Genomic DNA, 18,348 nt, shown 5'->3' on the forward strand with positions numbered 1-18,348 from the left:
TGACCACTTAGACGCATAGTACTGGACAGCTTAGGCTTTTCTGTTACTATGCCGATATTACCTCTGGGGCTGATTTAGGATTCGACGGGAATTCAGAAGTCTGAGGTGCATGCCGAGGTGCGGTAGGCCTCGTTAACAAACCGCAAAAAAATAGTCGCAAACGACGAAAACTACGCACTAGCAGCTTAATAACCTGCTCAGAGCTCTCTCGCCCTAGCTTCCGCACGTAAGACGGGGACCAACGAGGGATCAAACCCAAACGCGCTAGCCCGGATTCTCCCGCCTGAGAGATGAACGGCGAATTTTAATTCAGGATAGTCATTTACTAGCGTGTCGGTTCGCAGGTGGATGGTGAATTTAAAGATCGACTAAGCATGTAGTACCAATGATGAAAGGTTTTCGGACGCGGGTTCAACTCCCGCCAGCTCCACCAAACGTTTGGAAAGGGCCAACTCGAAAGAGTTGGCCCTTTTTGTATCTCCCCTCAACTCATCGCTTTGATTCCTCGCCAAAATCTCTTAGTCTGTGGTTAAGCATTCATCAATGGACATGAGTTTATGCTAAAAGGCCGTGAATACCCTTCTATTCGTGCACTTCGAACCTTTGTCGCAGTTGCTAACCAGCTGAGCTTTTCTAAAGCGGCAGAGAGTTTGTGCGTAACTCAAGGTGCCGTGAGTAAACAGATTGCGACGCTAGAGCAACTGGTTGGGCTGCCTTTAATTCAACGTGGTATCAACGGTATTGAGCTCACCGAAGAGGGAAAACGTTACTTACCCAAGGTAACTGAAGCGTTGGAGATCATCCAACATGCGACGGCAAGCTTGATCCAAACGGACACAGAGCAAGAATTATTGGTAGTCGATGTTACGCCTTCTTTCGCCAGTTTGTGGTTGGTGCCAAACATTGATGCATTCCATCAAATCCATCCTGATATCCGCGTTAAAGTTCGCACCAGTGATGGTCCAGTAAATCAGTTGGATGTAGACAGCGACATCACCATCCGCTGCCTTCCTCTCTCCAGTCACTACGAACATGGTCGATTGTTGCGTCAAGAAACGCTGCTGCTAACGGGCTCATCAAGTTCTTCAACGTGTAACGACAAACAGTCGATTACGGATTTCGCTTTTATTCCTCAAACGACACGCCCGCAGTTGTGGGAGCAGTTCAAACTAGAACAATCTCTGCAAAGCGCGATTCATTATCACCCCATCGGTCATGAGCATTTCTATCTTTCTTATGAAGCGGTAAAGCTTGGCAAAGGGCTTGCTCTTCTGCCTGATTTTATGGTGCAACAGGCGATGTCGAGAGATGAGGTCCACCACATCCAACAATTGAGTATGCATAGCCATTATGGCTATTACGTATTTGTGCCGAACTACCGTCTCGCAGCGCGAAAAGTATCGCTGTTCAATGATTGGCTATTTACTCAGCTTGGAGATGCGTCGATTAAGTAACGACTCCGCTTCAATTTTTCAATCTGTGGTTGAAGCCAGCACATCTAAAGATATTCGCGTTACACTGAAGGGGTTGCCAACTGTACTGAGGGTTTATGACGTTATCTCCTGCCTTTCTGCGTAAAATCTGGTACTCCCCTTCTATCAACCTTGGTTTGCGTGCCACCAGCGCGATTGTTCTGTTCATGGGGTTGGGTGTGCTATTCAACCAAATCAATCTCTCCATGACGGCTTTAATGACCATGCCCGCAGCATTGATCAGTGGTTTAGACACTGCTGGCCCTAGGCGCTGGACACGCTTTGCGATTACCGCTTTTACGTGGAGCATTACGCTCGTCATCAGTTATGCTCTGCTGAATATGGGCTTACCGCTGTGGCTGACTTACGGCGCGATGGGAGCAGTATTGGCGAGTACAGCAGTGAATGGTCCGTTTTGGGGACGTCTTGGCATGTCGAGCTTGCTGATCGCGGTCGTGAGCTTGTCGCTGCATAATTCCAGTGCGGTAGTGGGCCTCTATCCTATGTTGGTGTTGGGGCCACTCACTTTTTCGCTGTTCAGTTGGCTTTGGTTTGCTTTATGGAAACATTACGCGTTGCGTGTTTGTCTTTCTGCGATTTACGAGACGCTAGCGGACTACATTCAATATCGCCAGGCTTTCTTGCTTGGAAGCGAAAACGATGCCCCGAAACGGCGCATCAAATATCAGTTGATTGAACTGTTCCAACAAGCGCTACAATCAGAATCTTTTCGCTCGAAACATGAAGACGCCAACTCTCTGCGTCAGGCTTTGTTTTTGGCGCTCGATACATTTGAAGTCATCTTGAGCAGCCATACAAGCAATCCTGATCTGCTCAAGCAATTTCAATCCAGTAAACCGAAACGAGATCTGCTCTTGGTTTGGAGCCAACACTGTCAGCAAAGATTAAGACACAAAGCCAAGCAGCTTTTGCATAACACGCATGAAGAGATGGAACACTTGAGCTCACTAGAACAGGAAGCTCATGATTTGATTGAGGCGGTGAAGCTAGAAGACCAACCTCGCTTTCGCTACTGGGCATATGCGGTCAAGCATATTTCTCGTCGTATTGAGCTCAATGAACCCGCTTATGAACGCTCCTTTGAGGTGCAACCATTCGAGTTGTCTTTTCGTTTACCGAGTCGAGGCAACCCGATTTGGCGCCACGTGACTCGCGTTGGTTTGATGTTTGCTCTTGGTGCTGGGATTGCCGAATACTTTGAATTGATTCGTCCGGATTGGGTGTTGATTTCCATGTTGATGGTCATTCAGCCGAGCTTCTTGGCAACCCGAAGTAAAACTTGGCAACGCTGTTTAGGTACGGCGCTTGGGGTACTGTTCGCCACCTCCTTGATTCATCTTGGCGTACCAACGACCATCCTGTTTGTGTTAATAGCTGTCCTATTACCTGTCGCAATGCTCAATATTATGCGTCATTACTCGCTGGCGATTGGCTGTATTACCGCACTGTTGATTTTGGTTTATCAGACTATGGCACACCAAGGGCTCGACTTTGCCGCTCCGCGCTTGATCGACAATGTCATCGGTGGCGCAATTGTCCTACTCGGTTATGGTTTATTGTGGCCACAGTGGCGAGGCAAGGAGATTCATACCCAAGCATTAAAAGCACTCGATAGTTCAAAGAGCTTATTTGTGTATTGCTATGAGCAGTTACAAGTCAACACAGAGCAACGTGATCATATGGCGCTCACTAAGCAACGTGCCGCTATGCTCACTGCTGAAAGCGACCTTGAACTGATTTACAACGAGATGCAGCAAGAGCCGAGACACACTCGCGCCGATCCGCATTATTATGAAGATATGTTGAGCCATTATCGCTTGTTGAGTCACTACCTCAGCTTGCTTATCCCTCTAGTGAGAACGGGCACCCACTACCAAGGCTCACTCCAAGTCGAACGTCTGATTCATGATGCGATGGATGCGTTGATCAGTACGATTCGTGACAATCGTGTTCATGAGCTTCCAGCACTGAGCAATAAAACCGATGCCAATCATCCCTCCTCGACCGCAGGACAGCGCTCTGTCGAAGAGATCATCTGGTTAGCATTGATGACCATTAAGCAAATGCACGACTTAGTAAGGCGTAACCTAAAAGACTAAATACGCAGCACTATTATCAACGGCGTGTCAGATTTCACTGACTGAGAACAACGTCGATTGACCAAGCTAACTAACAGGAGTATCACTCCAGCTTCGTTCCACTTTTGTTAGAGGAAAGCGTTTGGAACACATAAATGAACTATTGATGGCGATGAAGCCTCTGCTTGAGCAATATGGCTATCTCGCCCTTATCGTCAGCATCTTTCTTGAAGGCATTGGTATTCCGATGCCGGGGCAATCGCTGATGATTGCGGCGTCTATCATTTCATCTGAGCATGTCATGAACCTTAGCCTAGTGATGATAGTCTCTTGGTTGAGTTGCTTTTTTGGCAACACGTGCGGCTACCTGATTGGCTATTACTTTGAAGGTTGGTTAGACAAGAAAGGCTATATTTCTGGCCCCAAAATGCAGAAGCTACAAAGTACGATTCAGAAGTATGGTCCTGCTTGTTTGGTTGTTAGCCGATTCGTGGAAGGGATGAAGCAGTTCATGCCGCTTGCTTGCGGTATTGCTAAGATGCCGCGCAAAGAGTTCTTATTAGGTAACGCGCTTGCAACCACCATTTGGGTTGCCGTGTTCAGTTTACTCACCAACTTCGCGTTTGAGCATTTGAGCGTCCTTAGCCAGTTCTATACCGCTCATCGCTACGTGGTTTGGTCTAGCGCAGCACTGCTGTTCTCACTGATGATCTTCGCGCTTCTCAAACGAAAAAAAGCGTAAATGCTCTAAACCAATATAATTCCACAAAGGCTCACGGTATCAATAAGATATGTTATGTGAGCCTTTTTTATTGGTCTTTTCGATTAAAAATAACCAGCCATTTAGACGTCTAGACGTTGACAAGTCTTTGGTGTCAGATTAGTCTGCTCGCCTTATTTATTGATTATGTTGTCGTTCACATGTCTGGTTCTAAAAATTCTAATAAAGCAATCGCACCATCAGCGGTCGCACTTTTACCTTTAGTGCTATTCCTTGCGCTGTTTATTGGCGTGGGCACTTACTTATCTTTGCAAGGCGTTGATTTCGCGTTCTACCAATTGCCAGCGCCTATCGCGGTATTGCCTGCGGTGATCCTTGCGCTCATCTTAAGCAAAGACAAACTCAATCGTTCTATCGAACACTTTATGCGTGGCGTTGGTCATCAAGACATCATCGCGATGTGTATGATCTACCTGCTTGCTGGTGCCTTTGCTGCGGTAGCAAAAGCGTCTGGCGGCGTAGATGCGACCGTTAACCTTGGTCTATCTGCGATTCCAACTAGCATGATCTTGCCGGGTATCTTCCTGATTTCTGCGTTTATCGCGACGGCAATGGGCACCTCAATGGGCACCATCGCTGCAGTTGCGCCTGTTGCTCTGGGTATTGCTCAATCGGCAGGTATGAGCCTTCCATTGACTGCTGGTGTAGTACTTAGCGGCGCAATGTTTGGTGATAACCTTTCGATCATCTCAGACACCACCATTGCGGCAACCCGTTCTCAAGGCTGTGAGATGAAGGACAAGTTCAAAGAGAACATCCGTATCGCACTACCAGCAGCACTGGTGGCGCTTGTGATCTTTGCCTTCAACAGCACAGCAACTCAAGTACCAGAAACTGGTCCTATTGAATGGCTGAAAGTGCTGCCATATGTGACGATTCTTATCCTTGCTGTATCAGGCATGAATGTGTTTGTCGTGCTTACTATTGGTATCGTTTTAGCGGGTGGCGTGAGCTTGTCTTCTATCGATGATTACGGTCTAACCAACTTCGCACAAGACATCTACTCAGGCTTTGGCAACATGCAAGAGATCTTCTTGCTATCTATGCTGATTGGTGGCTTGAGTGAGCTTATGCGTCGCCAAGGTGGTCTAGCGTTCCTGACTAATCTAGTGAGCGGCATCATCCGTACGTTTGGTTCTAACCACTCGAAAGAAGCAAATGGCCGTGCAAGCGAACTAGGTATTGCTGGTCTGGTTTCGATGGTAAATACCTGTACCGCTAACAACACCGTTGCCATCATCGTATCAGGTAGCGTGGCTCGTCAGCTGGCAGAAGAGAACAACGTTTCACCGCGTCGCTCTGCAAGTTTGTTGGACATCTTCTCGTGTGTTATCCAAGGTGTATTGCCATACGGTGCGCAAGTTCTGCTATTGGGTTCGGTATTTAACCTTTCTCCACTGGAAGTTGTCGCGAACTCTTACTACTGTTTCGCACTTGCAATTGCAGCAATCGTAGCGGTGTTTATCAAGCATCCGGCACGTCAGCCTGTTCCTCAGACTGAAAGCTAAAAATAAATTTGAAGAAGGCTCCTATTGGAGCCTTTTTTGTATGCGTGACTAAATGGACTCTCGAAAACTTTCTGCATCATGCTGTGGTACACCGAGTAATTCACAAAGCTCTTTTAATCGCCGAACTTGCTCTGCATTGCTTTTCGCGAGTTGACCATCCGAACTCAAATGGTTGTTCTCAAAGCCTACCCGAGCATCCAATCCCAGTAACATTGCATGGGTTAAACAGTCTTGCTCTCTCGCGCCAAACGCACACACGGCGCACCTAACGTTCTCTTCGATAAAGCGCTCCAAATGCAGTGTCCGTAAATCCCATGACGAAGATTGTTGAGCCTCATGATAACGGCCAAGTACCACTAACGCGTGTTGGTTGTGCTTGGGTAAAACGCCTCGCTCTCGTAGGGAAAAATAACGCTCTATGTCTGCCTGATCATACAAAATGATTTGACTGAGAATACCCTGTTCAGCAACCCAATCAAAAAAGACAAAACCTTGCTCCTCACTCTGCTCATCAGGAATCAGTTCACGTAAAGCAAAAGAAGCGGCTTCTGGTTTTACCGCTTTGATCAGCGCCATTTGCTGTTGTGGCGAATACATCCCAACAGCCTCAGTCGTGAGCTGAACAATCATCGAATCCCCCACCGCAGCTTTCACCGCGTGGTAGATTTCTAAGTTGTCATCAACCTCTAAAGAATGCCTGCCTTGCGCATCTCTCGCGTGCAAATGGATCATGGTAGCCCCTGCCGTTTGACATGCTTTCGCATCGGCAACCATTTCTTCAATAGTCATCGGCAATTGAGCATGGTCTTGCTTAGTTTTTCTCGCCCCATTGGGCGCAACAATAATCGCGATTCGAGCTCTTTTAGTTTGGGAGTTCACTACCATGTTTGCGACACCTCTCTAAGTGTACGAGTGAGCTTTTCCACCAGCTCGTCAATGTGGCTTCGTTCGATGATAAAAGGTGGGGCAAGAAGGATATGATGCCCATTTACACCATCAATCGTGCCGCCCATTGGGTAGCACATCAGTCCATTTGCCATCGCTTTTTGCTTGATTTTTTTGTCTGCCAAAGTTGAATTAGGCAGCGGTGTTTTACTTACTTTGTCTGCGACAAGCTCAATGCCAAGAAACAACCCTTTACCACGAATATCCCCAATATACGGGAGGTCTGAAAGCGCCGATTCGAGCTCTCTTTTTAACATCGCCCCTTGCTGATTGACGGCTTGCAGGAGCTTTTGGTCACCGATGGTATGAATGGTCGCAACGGCAGCTGCGCACGCAACAGGATGCGCCATAAAGGTATGCCCGTGCTGAAAGAAGCCGCTGCCAGACGCAATCGCCTGATAGACTTTATCATTGGCAACAACGGCTCCGATAGGTTGATAACCCGCCCCTAAACCTTTCGCCATACAGACTAAATCTGGGACGGCGTGCTCTTGTTCAAAAGCAAAAAAGCTACCGCTGCGCCCGACGCCACACATCACCTCATCCATGATCAGCAACACATCATAGCGATCGCAAATCTCTCGTATTCGTTTGAAGTAACCTTGAGTGGCAGGTACTGCGCCCGCTGTTGCGCCAACTATTGGCTCTGCAACAAACGCCATGACGTTATCTGCACCCTGTTCTAAAATTTTAGCTTCAAGCTCATTGGCGGCTCTCAGTGAATAATCGAGCTCTGACTCATCTTCTCTTTGATAACGATAGGCATAACACGGCGCAATATGATGGCTTGGGTGCAAAATGGGTTTAAAAGGTTCGCGCCGCCATTCATTACCACCAACAGCCAACGCACCAAGCGTATTACCGTGGTAGCTTTGTTGACGGGCAATAAACTGCTTTTTCTCAGGTTTGCCACATTCCACAAAGTATTGCCTTGCCATCTTTAGCGCAGATTCAACCGCTTCAGAGCCTCCACTGACTAAGTAGACGTGATTGAATTGTGATGGCATTTGCTTGCAAATCAACTCAGCTAACTGCTCACTAGCTTCGCTAGTAAAAAAGCCCGTGTGAGCAAAAGGCACTTTTTCGATTTGGTCGAGCATGGCTTGTTTAACAGCTTGGTGGCTATGCCCAAGGTTTGAAACAGCAGCACCGCCGCAAGCATCGAGGTACTGGTTGCCTTGATTATCGAACAGGTAAACCCCTTCTCCTCTGGCGATAGTGGGCAATTTGGCGTGGCAATGACGGTGAAACACGTAAGACATGAGCGTCCCTTCCTAGTGACTATTTTCTAAGCATAGTCAGTAAGATGAGACTTATACGCAAGGTAAGAAAAGTACACCATCATGAGCATTTGGAATACCGTAACCCAAATACTCAAAAATCATTATAAATAAGTACCTTATAGAAATAAGGCCAGCTTTTAGTAAGGCTGGCCTATGGGTAACCAAAAGCTCTGTTGAAAAGTATAATTACGCGTTCAGAGCTTGTTCTAAATCAGCCAGAATATCATCGATATGTTCAATGCCGACAGACAAACGAATCATCTCTGGAGAGACTCCTGCTTGCTTTTGCTCCGCCTCACTCAACTGTCGGTGAGTAGTTGATGCAGGATGACAAGCAAGCGACTTCGCATCACCAATGTTCACCAGTCGCTTGAAGATCTTAAGCGCATCGTAAAAACGTACACCTGCCTCGTAACCATCTTTTAAACCAAACGACAAAATCGCCGAGGGCTTACCTTGCATGTATTTCTCTGCCAATGGATAGAACTCAGAATCTGACAAGCCTGCGTAACTTACCCAACTCACTTTATCGTGCTGGCTTAAGTATTCCGCAACTTTGAGTGCGTTTTCAGTGTGTCTCTCCATACGCAGCGACAGCGTTTCCAGCCCCTGCATCAACATAAACGCATTCATCGGTGACAAAGCAGAACCAGTATTACGCAAAGGAACGGTGCGAGCACGGCCAATAAACGCTGCCTCTCCAAATGCCTCGGTGTAAACCACGCCGTGGTAAGAAGGTTCAGGCTGATTAAATACAGGGAAACGATCTTTGTGCTGCGCCCAAGGAAACTTGCCCGAATCAATGATGATGCCACCTAATGTCGTACCGTGACCACCCACATACTTAGTCAGCGAATGCACCACGATATCTGCACCAAATTCGATTGGTTTACATAGCACAGGAGTTGCGACCGTATTGTCGACAATCACAGGTACGCCCTGCGCATGAGCCAGCTCAGCAACACGTTCAAGGTCGATGATATTGCCAGCCGGATTACCAATGCTTTCACAGTAAACCGCTTTGGTATTCTCATCGACAAGCTCCGCGAGACTTTCAGGTTTGTCATCCTTGGCAAAACGTACCTCAATACCTTGGTTCGGCAACATATGCGCAAATAAAGTGTAAGTGCCGCCGTATAGCTGAGGAGTAGAAACGATGTTATCGCCGGCTTGCGCGAGCGTGAGAATGGCATAGTTAATTGCCGCACTGCCTGCACTGACAACCAAACCAGCAATACCACCTTCTAGTGCTGCCATACGTTTTTCCAGCACGTCATTGGTCGGGTTCATAATACGGGTGTAAATATTGCCTGGAACTTCGAGGTTAAAGAGATCGGCACCATGCTGAGCATTATCAAACTCATACGCGACCGTCTGGTAAATCGGTGTCGCAACTGATTTGGTTGTTGGGTCGGTTTCGTAGCCAAAATGGATCGAGAGTGTTTCGTCTTTCATGCATCTTCCCTGAACTATTGAGTGAATGGTTATTCTTTTATATTGCCGATTTTTTCAGCAAAGAAAAGTAGCTCAAGTCACAGGGAGAGGATTGGTTTTAGAAAGAACTTATTCAGATATGAATAACACAAAACAAAATCGCCTCGAATGAGGCGATTTAATTGAAGACTAAAAGCTAGTTTTTAGTGCAGCTTTCACTGCTTTATTTAATTTGCCTAAAACCAGTTCGAATACCCAACGGATAAAGGAATAAGTAAACTTAATAGCGATCTGTGCACCTTTGCCCGCAAACACCAACATATGGCCAAGTAAGCCTTTTACACGATCTGCAAATTCACTAGAAAGCTCTGAGATTTTTACCATTGAACGAGCTATAGCATCGTAGATAGTTGCAATGCCAGCACCTAGAGCTTGTGCACCAAAGACAAATGAAGCAAGACCTCCATCTATTAGCAATGTTAATATTGCAGCTGATATTCTGTCTGCCCAAAAATCATTAGTTTTCACTTCAAGTCGATTTCTATAGTTCAATACGACTCTCTCCAAAGCATTCGCAACCTTTTGAGAATAGATTTTTTCCCAGCTCTGGAAGTCCGTTAATTTAGCATAACGAGCGAGATCATGAGCTGAAGGAATCAAGCCTTGCTGCCTACAAGCTAGATACTCAATCCCATTGTATGGAGCATGATAGAAAGGCCATACCGGAACTTTCGGTACAGGATCTCCCCCATTCACACATCGAAAAATACTATCGACACGCTGAGTTGCATTCATAGAAAAGTTTTTTCCGCCCACTCTAGGGGCACCAAATGTATAAAGGTGAACTTTTGCGCTAATTTCTGAAGATGATTTCAGCCAGTTCGCCGCCAAAGTAGCTAGAGCGCCACCAAGACTATGCCCTACACAATGGATATTTAAAACTTCACATGACTGGCTTCTTTTTAGAAATGACTTAATCTCAGGGATCATGGAATTCAAAGTTCCTTGGAATCCACTGTGCACTAGCTCTCCTGATTGTGTGCCTTTTGCATTTGCAGTCACATTGGTCAAGATGTCGGCGAGAGTTTTAGTTCCTCTAAAAGAAAAGACGATGTCTCTTTTATAGACCTCACTCACGCCCAACCCCGCTATTAGAAAACCAGAGGAAGGGCGATAGAAAAAGCCTCCTGACGTTCCAGATATAACGTTATTAACATCAAACTTAAAATGAACCTTGGTGCTATTTTGTAGAGAAATACTCTTTCTTTTCAACCTTGCCTGATACGCAGCACTTGCAATATCTGATGCAATAACAGGAGATAATGTACTCATCTTAATCCTCTGGCGTTAAATTATCTGTTTTTTCGATTAATTGCTCATTTGTATATCCCTCTAATCCTTCCCAGCGACAAACAGAGGTTAAAGGCAAATATAATCGCTCCCCACTTTGAGGATCTCTCAGTTCATAATTAAGCTCTTCTTGTCTTAACTCGCAGTTAAGTGATAACAATAATTGAGATGCCAGAGGGATAGGCTTGGCATACTTAGTGGCGTTCCAAAGATAAACTTCCTTGCCTTCGGAGTAGGTATATATTTCTTGAGCTATGATGAAGTTCTGCCCGAAAACATCTCTAGGTGCCTTAGAACGGACTAGAAACTCGGGGAAATAAAACTCCCCACTTGAGTCTGTTATTGCTTCATCAGATATTTTTTTTCCGTCTTTGTAACCTTCATAGAATAAGTCTCGATGAACCGTCAACCCCGCCTGCGGCACGCCATCAAGCTTGATAACACCACGCACATCCGGAGACATTTCCACATCGTATTTTTTGAACGGCCAAAACATTGCACTTGCTCCTACCGAAAATAGAGCTAGGGCCAACATAAGAGAGATTCTTTTAGCCATAGTCTTTCTCATCTATTGATTAATTTTTGGATGATATGGAAAAAGAAGACAGAGTGAGAGGAGTTAATAAACGGAAGACAATTTGTGGGAAGCAATTCGAAGTATCATGTAATTAAGAAATTTATTTTTATTATTTCTTAAACACTTGTGCCAATTATCTCTCTACATTGATGATTGGACTTGCTGCAAAAGCCAACGTCTAAATCGTGCTGTAGGCTCACTTTTGGTATTAATAATCAGGTAGTATCCTGCGTTAGCATCCACAGGTTCAAATGGCGAGACTAAGCGACCGCTTTCAAGTTCATCTTCCACCAGCGCCATACGCGCCATTGCTATCCCCACCCCAGCTTCGGCAGCAGACATTGCCATATCCGTACGATTAAAGAAGTGCCCTACCTCTGTTTTGAAATCGAACCCCATGCTTGATGCCCAGTACAGCCATTCATAGTCACGCGGAGCCTTATCCCATGGCATAGCATCGTGCAGTAATGTCGCGTCTCGCCATTGTTCTGGTGACGCTTTAAGAGTTTTTAGCCACCTATGATCCTCAAGGTATTTTGGGCTCATCACCGGTAGAAGTTGCTCATTGAGAATCCGCTCAGCGCTTTTATCTCGATAGGGATGAGAACCGTAGTCTATCGCAACGTCATAGTCCTTTAGCTCACTATTCACTAGTGCTCCCTCGGCAAAAATCTGCACTTGGAGATCGGGGTTTTCAAGATGAAAGCTTTCGAGGCGTGGAACTAACCATTTAAATGCAAAAGAAGGCGTCAGTTTGAGGCGAATTTCATTGTGGGGCTTTTCAATTTGCAGCTCTTGAAGTGCCTTTCCTAGTTCGGAGAAGTGAAATTGTGAAGATTGATACAGCTGTAATCCTTTAGGCGTCAGTCGAATTCCGCGCGAGTGGCGTTCAAACAAATTAAAACCGAGCTGTTCTTCTAACTGAATGATTTGCTGGCTGATCGCCCCCGTCGTTAGGTGCAATGCCTTTGCAGCACTGGTAAAGCTGCTGTGTTCCGCCACTTGGCTGAATAACCACAATCCGCTAACGACACTGCTTTTCATCTTTGAGCCTATAGGTTTTCTAAACGCTGAATGTAATTTATATCGATTGTTAACAAAAGGTAAAGAAGAGAAACTGCGCAACATCAAAAATGTGTGGAGCGCATCAATGGAAGTCATCGTAATAGGCAGTGGTGTTATCGGATTAACCTCGGCTTGGTATTTATCTCAGGCAGGCTATCAGGTGACCGTGATCGATCGCCAGCCAAGCAGTGCGATGGAAACCAGCTTCGCTAACGCCGGACAAATCTCTTATGGTTACTCTTCGCCATGGGCTGCGCCGGGGATTCCACTCAAAGCCATAAAGTGGCTCACTGAAGAGCATGCACCACTCAAAATAAAACCATCTCTCAGCCCGGAGCTTATCCGTTGGGCAACGCAAATGGTGTCAAACTGCACTTTGTCCCGCTATCAAATCAACAAAGCCCGAATGCTGTCTATCGCCAATCATAGCCGTGCGTGTCTGGAGCAGTTGCGCCGTGACCATGCGATTGAATACCAAGGGCGTCAGTTAGGCACCTTGCAAGTATTTCGCTCTCAACAGCAGCTCGATGCCATAGAGAAAGATCTTGAGTTGTTAGAGCAAAGCGGTACACGTTTTCAGTTAATGGATATCGAACAGTGCATCAAGCAAGAGCCAGGATTGGCATTAGTAAAAGAAAAATTGGTCGGTGGGTTATATCTACCTGATGACGAAACGGGTGATTGTTTTCAATTCTGCCAACAGTTAACAGAGCTAGCAAAAGCCCGTGGCGTAAGGTTTGAATTCAATACGGAGGTGAGTAATTGGGTTACTGTAGGCAAAAAGATCATGGGTGTCCAAACGGACCGTGGTTTGTTTAAAGCAGACCAGTTTGTCCTTGCCTCTGGCAGCTATTCTACAGCGTTACTCAAACAGCTTGAGATCGACATTCCTGTTTATCCCGTCAAAGGATATTCACTGACGGTGCCAATTGAATGTGAGCAATTTGCGCCTCGTTCTACCGTCATGGATGAAACCTATAAGGTCGCAATGACGCGTTTTGATGACCGCATTCGCGTCGCAGGAACCGCAGAGCTTGCTGGCTTTGATCCTTCGTTACCGCAAAAACGCAAAAATACGATTGAAATGGTGATTCGAGATCTGTTTCCGCAAAGCGCCGATTTTACTCAAGCCGAGTTTTGGAGTGGATTTCGCCCTATGACACCCGATGGTACGCCTATTATTGGCACAACACCTTACGAGAATTTATTTACGAACACAGGGCATGGCACGCTCGGTTGGACTATGGCTTGTGGCTCAGCTCAGATACTGACAGACGTCATCATGAACGCCGTTCCCAAAGTGACAAATCACTCAGAATTGAACCTGAGTCGTTACGCCTAAACACCTGCAAACCATTTCAAATAGTGTATTACTCCACAAGTTGAATAGCATTCAGAAGATATGACTTTCATCTCTCGCAGCACATTTTCATGACAATGTGCTGCATATTCAATCAATTCATTGTTATTTCCAATAAAAACCACACAGATACATAACAAGAACCAATTTTTAACAATATTTAACCATTCTGTGCCCACCATCACGCTACAAGGGATTTTTAGTTAAAAAGGTTAACAATTGCATTACAAAAAAGGGTAATGTGTTGTACGAAAAACAACCACAACCATAACAAACAGGGAAAATACTCATGCAGTCATTAGTTGATTTTCTGAATGGAATTATCTGGAGTCCGGCACTGATCTATCTGTGTCTTGGCGCTGGTTTGTTCTACTCGATCATGACGCGCTTTGTGCAGATTCGTCACTTCTTTGAAATGTGGCGCTTGCTACTTAATGGTAAGAGTTCAACCAAGGGGATTTCATCATTTCAGGCTTTGGCCGTTTCACTATCTGGCCGTGTAGGTACAGGTAACATTGCAGGTGTTGCTGCCGCTATCGGCTTCGGTGGCCCTGGTGCAGTATTCTGGATGTGGGTTGTTGCCTTCTTTGGTGCAGCAACGGCATACGCAGAATCAACACTCGCACAGATATATAAAGAAGAAGACGAAGGCGAATTCCGCGGCGGTCCAGCTTACTACATCGAAAAAGCAATGGGTCAGAAGTGGTACGCATGGATCTTCGCTATCGCAACCATCTTTGCATGTGGTGTTCTACTTCCTGGCGTTCAATCGAACAGTATTGGTAACGCAGTAGAAGCAGCATTTGGCTCAGGTGACATGATTGAAACCGCTATTGGTACCTTCAGTTTCGCTAAAATTTTCACTGGTACGGTTGTCTGTGTCATTCTTGCCTTCATCATTTTTGGTGGCGTAAAGCGCATCGCGAACTTCACTCAAATTGTGGTTCCATTCATGGCGTTGGCTTACATCATCACGGCTTTCGTTATCATCCTACTTAACATCGGTGAGATTCCACGCATCGTTGGCATGATCATTGGTGATGCATTTACACCAATGGCAGGTATTGGTGCTGCGATTGGTTGGGGTGTAAAACGTGGTGTTTACTCTAACGAAGCAGGTCAAGGTACTGGTCCTCACGCAGCAGCGGCGGCAAGTGTTGATCACCCAGCACAGCAAGGTCTTGTTCAGTCATTCTCAATCTACATCGATACACTGCTAGTGTGTTCAGCAACGGCGTTTATGATTCTTATCACTGGCGCATACAACGTTCACGGTGCAGTAGAAGGCGCGTTCCTAGTACAGAACCTTCCAGCGGATATCGGTGCGAATGGCCCTGTGTTTACGCAAATGGCGATTGAGAGTGCCCTACCAGGCGTAGGTAAGCCATTCATCGCAATTGCGCTATTCTTCTTCGCCTTCACAACAATTCTGGCGTACTACTACATCGCAGAAACCAACATTGCGTACATCCGTCGCACTGTGAAAGTAAACGGTCTGATGTTTATCTTGAAGGTCATTCTTATCTCAGCGGTATTCTACGGTACGGTTAAGACAGCGAATCTTGCGTGGGCAATGGGTGATGTGGGCGTAGGCCTAATGGCATGGCTGAACATTGTCGGCATTCTGATCATCTTCTTCATGTCGAAGCCTGCACTAAAAGCACTGGCTGACTACGAAGAGCAACAGAAACGTGGTGTGACCGAGTTTACGTTCAACCCAGTAGCGCTTGGTATTAAAGGCGCGACTTACTGGGAAGAGAAGTACAAGCGCAAAACAGGTAAAGCACCAACCGCAGACAGCGATACAACAGAAACGGTAGAGCAACCATCTACCTAATGCTTCACTTAGCATCCTCCCCCAATAGGTTGGCAGGTATATAAGAAAAAGCAGTGGTCCGAACAACGGACATTAAAAAAGGGTTAGCCAGTGGCTAACCCTTTTCTTTTGCATTCAATTCGGAGCGATTATGCAGCGATTTCTTGCGTAGCAACTTGTGGCTTTTGCTTTTCACCAACAGGAAGTACGGTACGGCCGTATTCGTTGTTTAGTACTTGAGCCATTGCAAAGTAGATTGCGCTCGCGCCACAGAAGATACCTTCAAAGCCAGCGATAGTACCGATCAGCTCGCTACCAGTGAAGTCACGTGCCGCTAGTAGGAAGAACAGGATAGTAAGAGAACCGAATACTACTTGCTTCGCTACTGGGTAGCATAGAGAACCAATAAACATGAAGCCAGTGAAGATACCCCATAGTAGTAGGTACCAACCCATGAAGTGTGCAGGGCTTGCTGGAAGACCCATGTAAGGCATTACGATTAGACCAACTAGTGTTAGCCAGAATAGACCGTAAGAAGTAAATGCAGTCGTACCGAACGTGTCACCACGCTTGAAGCACATCATGCCAACAAGTACTTGGCTTAGACCACCGTAAAAGATGCCCATAGCCAGAATCATAGAATCCATTGGGAAGAAACCTGCGTTGTGGATGTTTAGCAGGATGGTAGTCATACCAAAACCCATTAGACCTAGTGGCGCTGGGTTAGCCAGTTTTGTAGACATGTACATTACCTTTTCAAAAATGTTGATAAAAATTGCGCGCGAATTTTAATGGACTCAAAAACAAAAGAGAAAAGACGTTATTGAAAACTTAGATTGCACAAACAAGCAACCAAACGAATAAAAAAAGACCCTGCTAAAAAGCAGAGTCTTTATAGATAGTTAGACTATTTATTGTTCAATTACTGGCAAGAAATCTCATCCCAGAACCAATTACTCTGTGTCGGTGATTCCCATACTCCCGGTCCATTTTTCGCGATAAAGCATTTGCCTTGATAAGTCACTTTGTCACCATTAGCCACTTGAGTCACACCTGGTTCCCATGCAATAAAGTCACCCGATACTGGTGGTTCAGTAACCGGAGGCTCTGTCACTGGCGGCTCGGTAACAGGTGGTTCTGTTACAGGAGGCTCAGTCGTTGGCGGTTCAGTCGCTGGTGGCTCTGTTGGCGTACCTGAGACCAATTTCCAAGGGTCACCTTTAGTAGGCTCATTGCCTTGTGACCACCACTTCGCTTCATATACCGCCCCCTTGTAAGAGACTTGGTCGCCCGTGTTATAAACCTTGCCTGCATCCCATGCAGCAACACCGCCTACAGGTGGGTCAACCGGATCGACTGGGTCTAATTTATCGACAACGCGAACTTCAGGCCAACCTGCATGAGATTGGTAGAAGTTAGTAACACACTTCTCGTAATCACCAGCCACTAGCGCTGAATAGGCGGTTTGGAAGCCAACCAACTCACATTCAAATGAGTGACCGCCTGGGCGATCTGAGTAGTACTTCCAGTTACCATCCCAGTTGGTGTAAAGCACGTCAGTGGCACCGTTAAGGTTTAAGCTACCGTAAGGCGTTTGTTGCCAACAGGTATTGGTCTCATCTGCTTCGATAGGAATCTGATAGTGCGCCGCTAGACCTTCCCAGTAACGAATGCGGTTAACAGGCTGACCTTTATCTTTGTTTTGCTCACCACATTCAATACCACCGTTGATGACGTTGATCGTGGTACCAAAGCCGTAGCCAATACCCGCATCAATTTCACGCTGAGATGGTACCCAAGTACGATCAATCACGTGAAGCATTGCTGGTTTTGGCGCTTGAGGCGTTAAGAAGAACCAAATCGCAGAAGCTAAGTTCAACCATGAGTCAGCGACTAGGCCCGGATTTTTCAGCAATACCGATGCATCGCCATCGAACATCACTTCAGAGAACGCGCCGTAGTTAAAGTGGTAAGAAAGCTGTTTTGCACCACGACCAAAATACCCTTGACCAGGTTCACAAGGCCAACGCTTATTTTGCCAATCATTCTGACCACAACCTGTGGTGTAACCCTCTTGACCTTCAGACCATCCCATTTCACGCACGTGAACCAATGCTTGTTGCCACTCTTCCAGTGCAAGTGGGTTGTCCGATACGTTATCAACCGCAATGTGACCACCGGTTTCCTGAGCAAAGTGCGCAAATGCTGTCACGATGGATTTCTTACAAATCGCGTCTGAATCACGCCCGTCGGTGTACTCACCACAGAATGCAGGGAACTTACCGATCGCACGCAAGAAACGTGTGTACGTATACTCTGGTGCCGCCATCTGAGTAAGGAAGTTCCACTCGCTCTCAGGGAAGACACGTTCAACTCGCTTAACGTTTTCCGGATTGCTTGCTGCTCCTGGAACAATCGCTTCAACAACCGTATTTGGACGAGTCTCTAGCGCTTGTGACCAAATAGCATACATAGGGTCAGAGGTTTTACTTTGCTCCATAGCTTGGATGTCGCCACGAGCAATCACGTAACCATTTGGATTTTGTGGATCAGGTTGGATATTCATGCTGGCATGAGCTTGTGCAGCGAGTACACAACCCAATGCGAGAGGCAGATGTTTGAGTGCAAACATGTCTAATCTCCGTATTTAACAATACA

General features: G+C 46.2%; 14 protein-coding genes and 1 other RNA gene. 7 read left to right on the forward strand and 8 right to left on the reverse strand.

Going from position 1 to position 18,348, the window contains the following annotated elements; genetic code table 11:
• The first annotated feature begins 65 nt into the window (after positions 1-65).
• The 5 genes from ssrA (at position 66) to KIT90_RS06000 (ending at position 5,860) form a co-directional block, all read left to right on the forward strand.
• Positions 66-433, forward strand: a transfer-messenger RNA (tmRNA) gene (gene ssrA / locus KIT90_RS05980).
• 124 nt (positions 434-557) lie between these two features.
• Complete coding sequence (locus tag KIT90_RS05985) at positions 558-1,454, forward strand: LysR family transcriptional regulator (RefSeq protein ID WP_285375866.1); 897 nt, start codon at positions 558-560, stop codon at positions 1,452-1,454.
• Between the two features lie 95 nt (positions 1,455-1,549).
• The gene (locus KIT90_RS05990) at positions 1,550-3,592 is read left to right on the forward strand and encodes an FUSC family protein (protein WP_285375868.1); all 2,043 of its coding nucleotides are present in this window, start codon (positions 1,550-1,552) and stop codon (positions 3,590-3,592) included.
• A gap of 145 nt (positions 3,593-3,737) precedes the next feature.
• Positions 3,738-4,313 (forward strand): DedA family protein, encoded by a 576-nt coding sequence (locus KIT90_RS05995; protein ID WP_285375894.1) that lies wholly within the window; start codon positions 3,738-3,740, stop codon positions 4,311-4,313.
• A 179-nt stretch (positions 4,314-4,492) separates the two neighbouring features.
• The gene (locus tag KIT90_RS06000; protein ID WP_045415715.1) at positions 4,493-5,860 is read left to right on the forward strand and encodes a Na+/H+ antiporter NhaC family protein; all 1,368 of its coding nucleotides are present in this window, start codon (positions 4,493-4,495) and stop codon (positions 5,858-5,860) included.
• A gap of 48 nt (positions 5,861-5,908) precedes the next feature.
• Here the strand turns inward: KIT90_RS06000 and KIT90_RS06005 are convergent, their stop codons facing one another.
• The 6 genes from KIT90_RS06005 to KIT90_RS06030 all read right to left on the reverse strand — a co-directional run bounded on the left by KIT90_RS06005 (position 5,909) and on the right by KIT90_RS06030 (position 12,493).
• The gene (locus KIT90_RS06005) at positions 5,909-6,745 is read right to left on the reverse strand and encodes a 3-keto-5-aminohexanoate cleavage protein (protein WP_285375869.1); all 837 of its coding nucleotides are present in this window, start codon (positions 6,743-6,745) and stop codon (positions 5,909-5,911) included.
• Complete coding sequence (locus tag KIT90_RS06010) at positions 6,739-8,067, reverse strand: aspartate aminotransferase family protein (protein ID WP_285375870.1); 1,329 nt, start codon at positions 8,065-8,067, stop codon at positions 6,739-6,741. The genes KIT90_RS06005 and KIT90_RS06010 overlap by 7 nt, the downstream gene beginning before the upstream one ends.
• A gap of 207 nt (positions 8,068-8,274) precedes the next feature.
• Positions 8,275-9,543: an O-acetylhomoserine aminocarboxypropyltransferase/cysteine synthase family protein gene (locus KIT90_RS06015; RefSeq protein WP_285375872.1), complete on the reverse strand. Its 1,269-nt coding sequence runs from the start codon at positions 9,541-9,543 to the stop codon at positions 8,275-8,277.
• Between the two features lie 168 nt (positions 9,544-9,711).
• Entirely contained in the window at positions 9,712-10,854 is a 1,143-nt protein-coding gene (locus KIT90_RS06020; RefSeq protein WP_038895991.1) for a lipase family protein, read from the reverse strand.
• A gap of 1 nt (position 10,855) precedes the next feature.
• Positions 10,856-11,428 (reverse strand): DUF6795 domain-containing protein, encoded by a 573-nt coding sequence (locus KIT90_RS06025; RefSeq protein ID WP_039841875.1) that lies wholly within the window; start codon positions 11,426-11,428, stop codon positions 10,856-10,858.
• Positions 11,429-11,590: 162 nt separating this feature from the next.
• Positions 11,591-12,493 (reverse strand): LysR substrate-binding domain-containing protein, encoded by a 903-nt coding sequence (locus KIT90_RS06030; protein ID WP_285375873.1) that lies wholly within the window; start codon positions 12,491-12,493, stop codon positions 11,591-11,593.
• Positions 12,494-12,599: 106 nt separating this feature from the next.
• On the opposite strand from KIT90_RS06030, the gene KIT90_RS06035 reads away from it, so the two are divergent.
• Positions 12,600-13,856 (forward strand): D-amino acid dehydrogenase, encoded by a 1,257-nt coding sequence (locus KIT90_RS06035; protein WP_285375874.1) that lies wholly within the window; start codon positions 12,600-12,602, stop codon positions 13,854-13,856.
• Between the two features lie 307 nt (positions 13,857-14,163).
• Positions 14,164-15,711: a sodium:alanine symporter family protein gene (locus KIT90_RS06040; protein ID WP_005440270.1), complete on the forward strand. Its 1,548-nt coding sequence runs from the start codon at positions 14,164-14,166 to the stop codon at positions 15,709-15,711.
• A gap of 128 nt (positions 15,712-15,839) precedes the next feature.
• On the opposite strand, the gene KIT90_RS06045 is transcribed toward KIT90_RS06040, so the two are convergent.
• Positions 15,840-16,433, reverse strand: coding sequence for a GPR1/FUN34/YaaH family transporter (locus KIT90_RS06045; RefSeq protein ID WP_009705589.1), 594 nt, complete (start codon positions 16,431-16,433; stop codon positions 15,840-15,842).
• 179 nt (positions 16,434-16,612) lie between these two features.
• Entirely contained in the window at positions 16,613-18,322 is a 1,710-nt protein-coding gene (locus KIT90_RS06050; protein WP_020194993.1) for a glycoside hydrolase family 19 protein, read from the reverse strand.
• Between the last annotated feature and the right edge of the window lie 26 nt (positions 18,323-18,348).

Origin of the sequence: Vibrio sp. B172a (assembly GCF_030248355.1) — a bacterium.
Classification (GTDB): Bacteria; Pseudomonadota; Gammaproteobacteria; order Enterobacterales; family Vibrionaceae; genus Vibrio; species Vibrio owensii.

What these genes read in the sequence shown, in the direction of transcription:
- KIT90_RS06015 (WP_285375872.1), bottom strand. Translation starts at nt 9,543, where the DNA reads ATGAAAGACGAAACACTCTCGATCCATTTTGGCTACGAAACCGACCCA.
- KIT90_RS06035 (WP_285375874.1), top strand. Translation starts at nt 12,600, where the DNA reads ATGGAAGTCATCGTAATAGGCAGTGGTGTTATCGGATTAACCTCGGCT.
- KIT90_RS06020 (WP_038895991.1), bottom strand. Translation starts at nt 10,854, where the DNA reads ATGAGTACATTATCTCCTGTTATTGCATCAGATATTGCAAGTGCTGCG.
- KIT90_RS05995 (WP_285375894.1), top strand. Translation starts at nt 3,738, where the DNA reads ATGGCGATGAAGCCTCTGCTTGAGCAATATGGCTATCTCGCCCTTATC.
- KIT90_RS06030 (WP_285375873.1), bottom strand. Translation starts at nt 12,493, where the DNA reads ATGAAAAGCAGTGTCGTTAGCGGATTGTGGTTATTCAGCCAAGTGGCG.
- KIT90_RS06050 (WP_020194993.1), bottom strand. Translation starts at nt 18,322, where the DNA reads ATGTTTGCACTCAAACATCTGCCTCTCGCATTGGGTTGTGTACTCGCT.
- KIT90_RS05985 (WP_285375866.1), top strand. Translation starts at nt 558, where the DNA reads ATGCTAAAAGGCCGTGAATACCCTTCTATTCGTGCACTTCGAACCTTT.
- KIT90_RS06010 (WP_285375870.1), bottom strand. Translation starts at nt 8,067, where the DNA reads ATGTCTTACGTGTTTCACCGTCATTGCCACGCCAAATTGCCCACTATC.
- KIT90_RS06040 (WP_005440270.1), top strand. Translation starts at nt 14,164, where the DNA reads ATGCAGTCATTAGTTGATTTTCTGAATGGAATTATCTGGAGTCCGGCA.
- KIT90_RS06000 (WP_045415715.1), top strand. Translation starts at nt 4,493, where the DNA reads ATGTCTGGTTCTAAAAATTCTAATAAAGCAATCGCACCATCAGCGGTC.
- KIT90_RS05990 (WP_285375868.1), top strand. Translation starts at nt 1,550, where the DNA reads ATGACGTTATCTCCTGCCTTTCTGCGTAAAATCTGGTACTCCCCTTCT.
- KIT90_RS06005 (WP_285375869.1), bottom strand. Translation starts at nt 6,745, where the DNA reads ATGGTAGTGAACTCCCAAACTAAAAGAGCTCGAATCGCGATTATTGTT.
- KIT90_RS06025 (WP_039841875.1), bottom strand. Translation starts at nt 11,428, where the DNA reads ATGGCTAAAAGAATCTCTCTTATGTTGGCCCTAGCTCTATTTTCGGTA.
- KIT90_RS06045 (WP_009705589.1), bottom strand. Translation starts at nt 16,433, where the DNA reads ATGTCTACAAAACTGGCTAACCCAGCGCCACTAGGTCTAATGGGTTTT.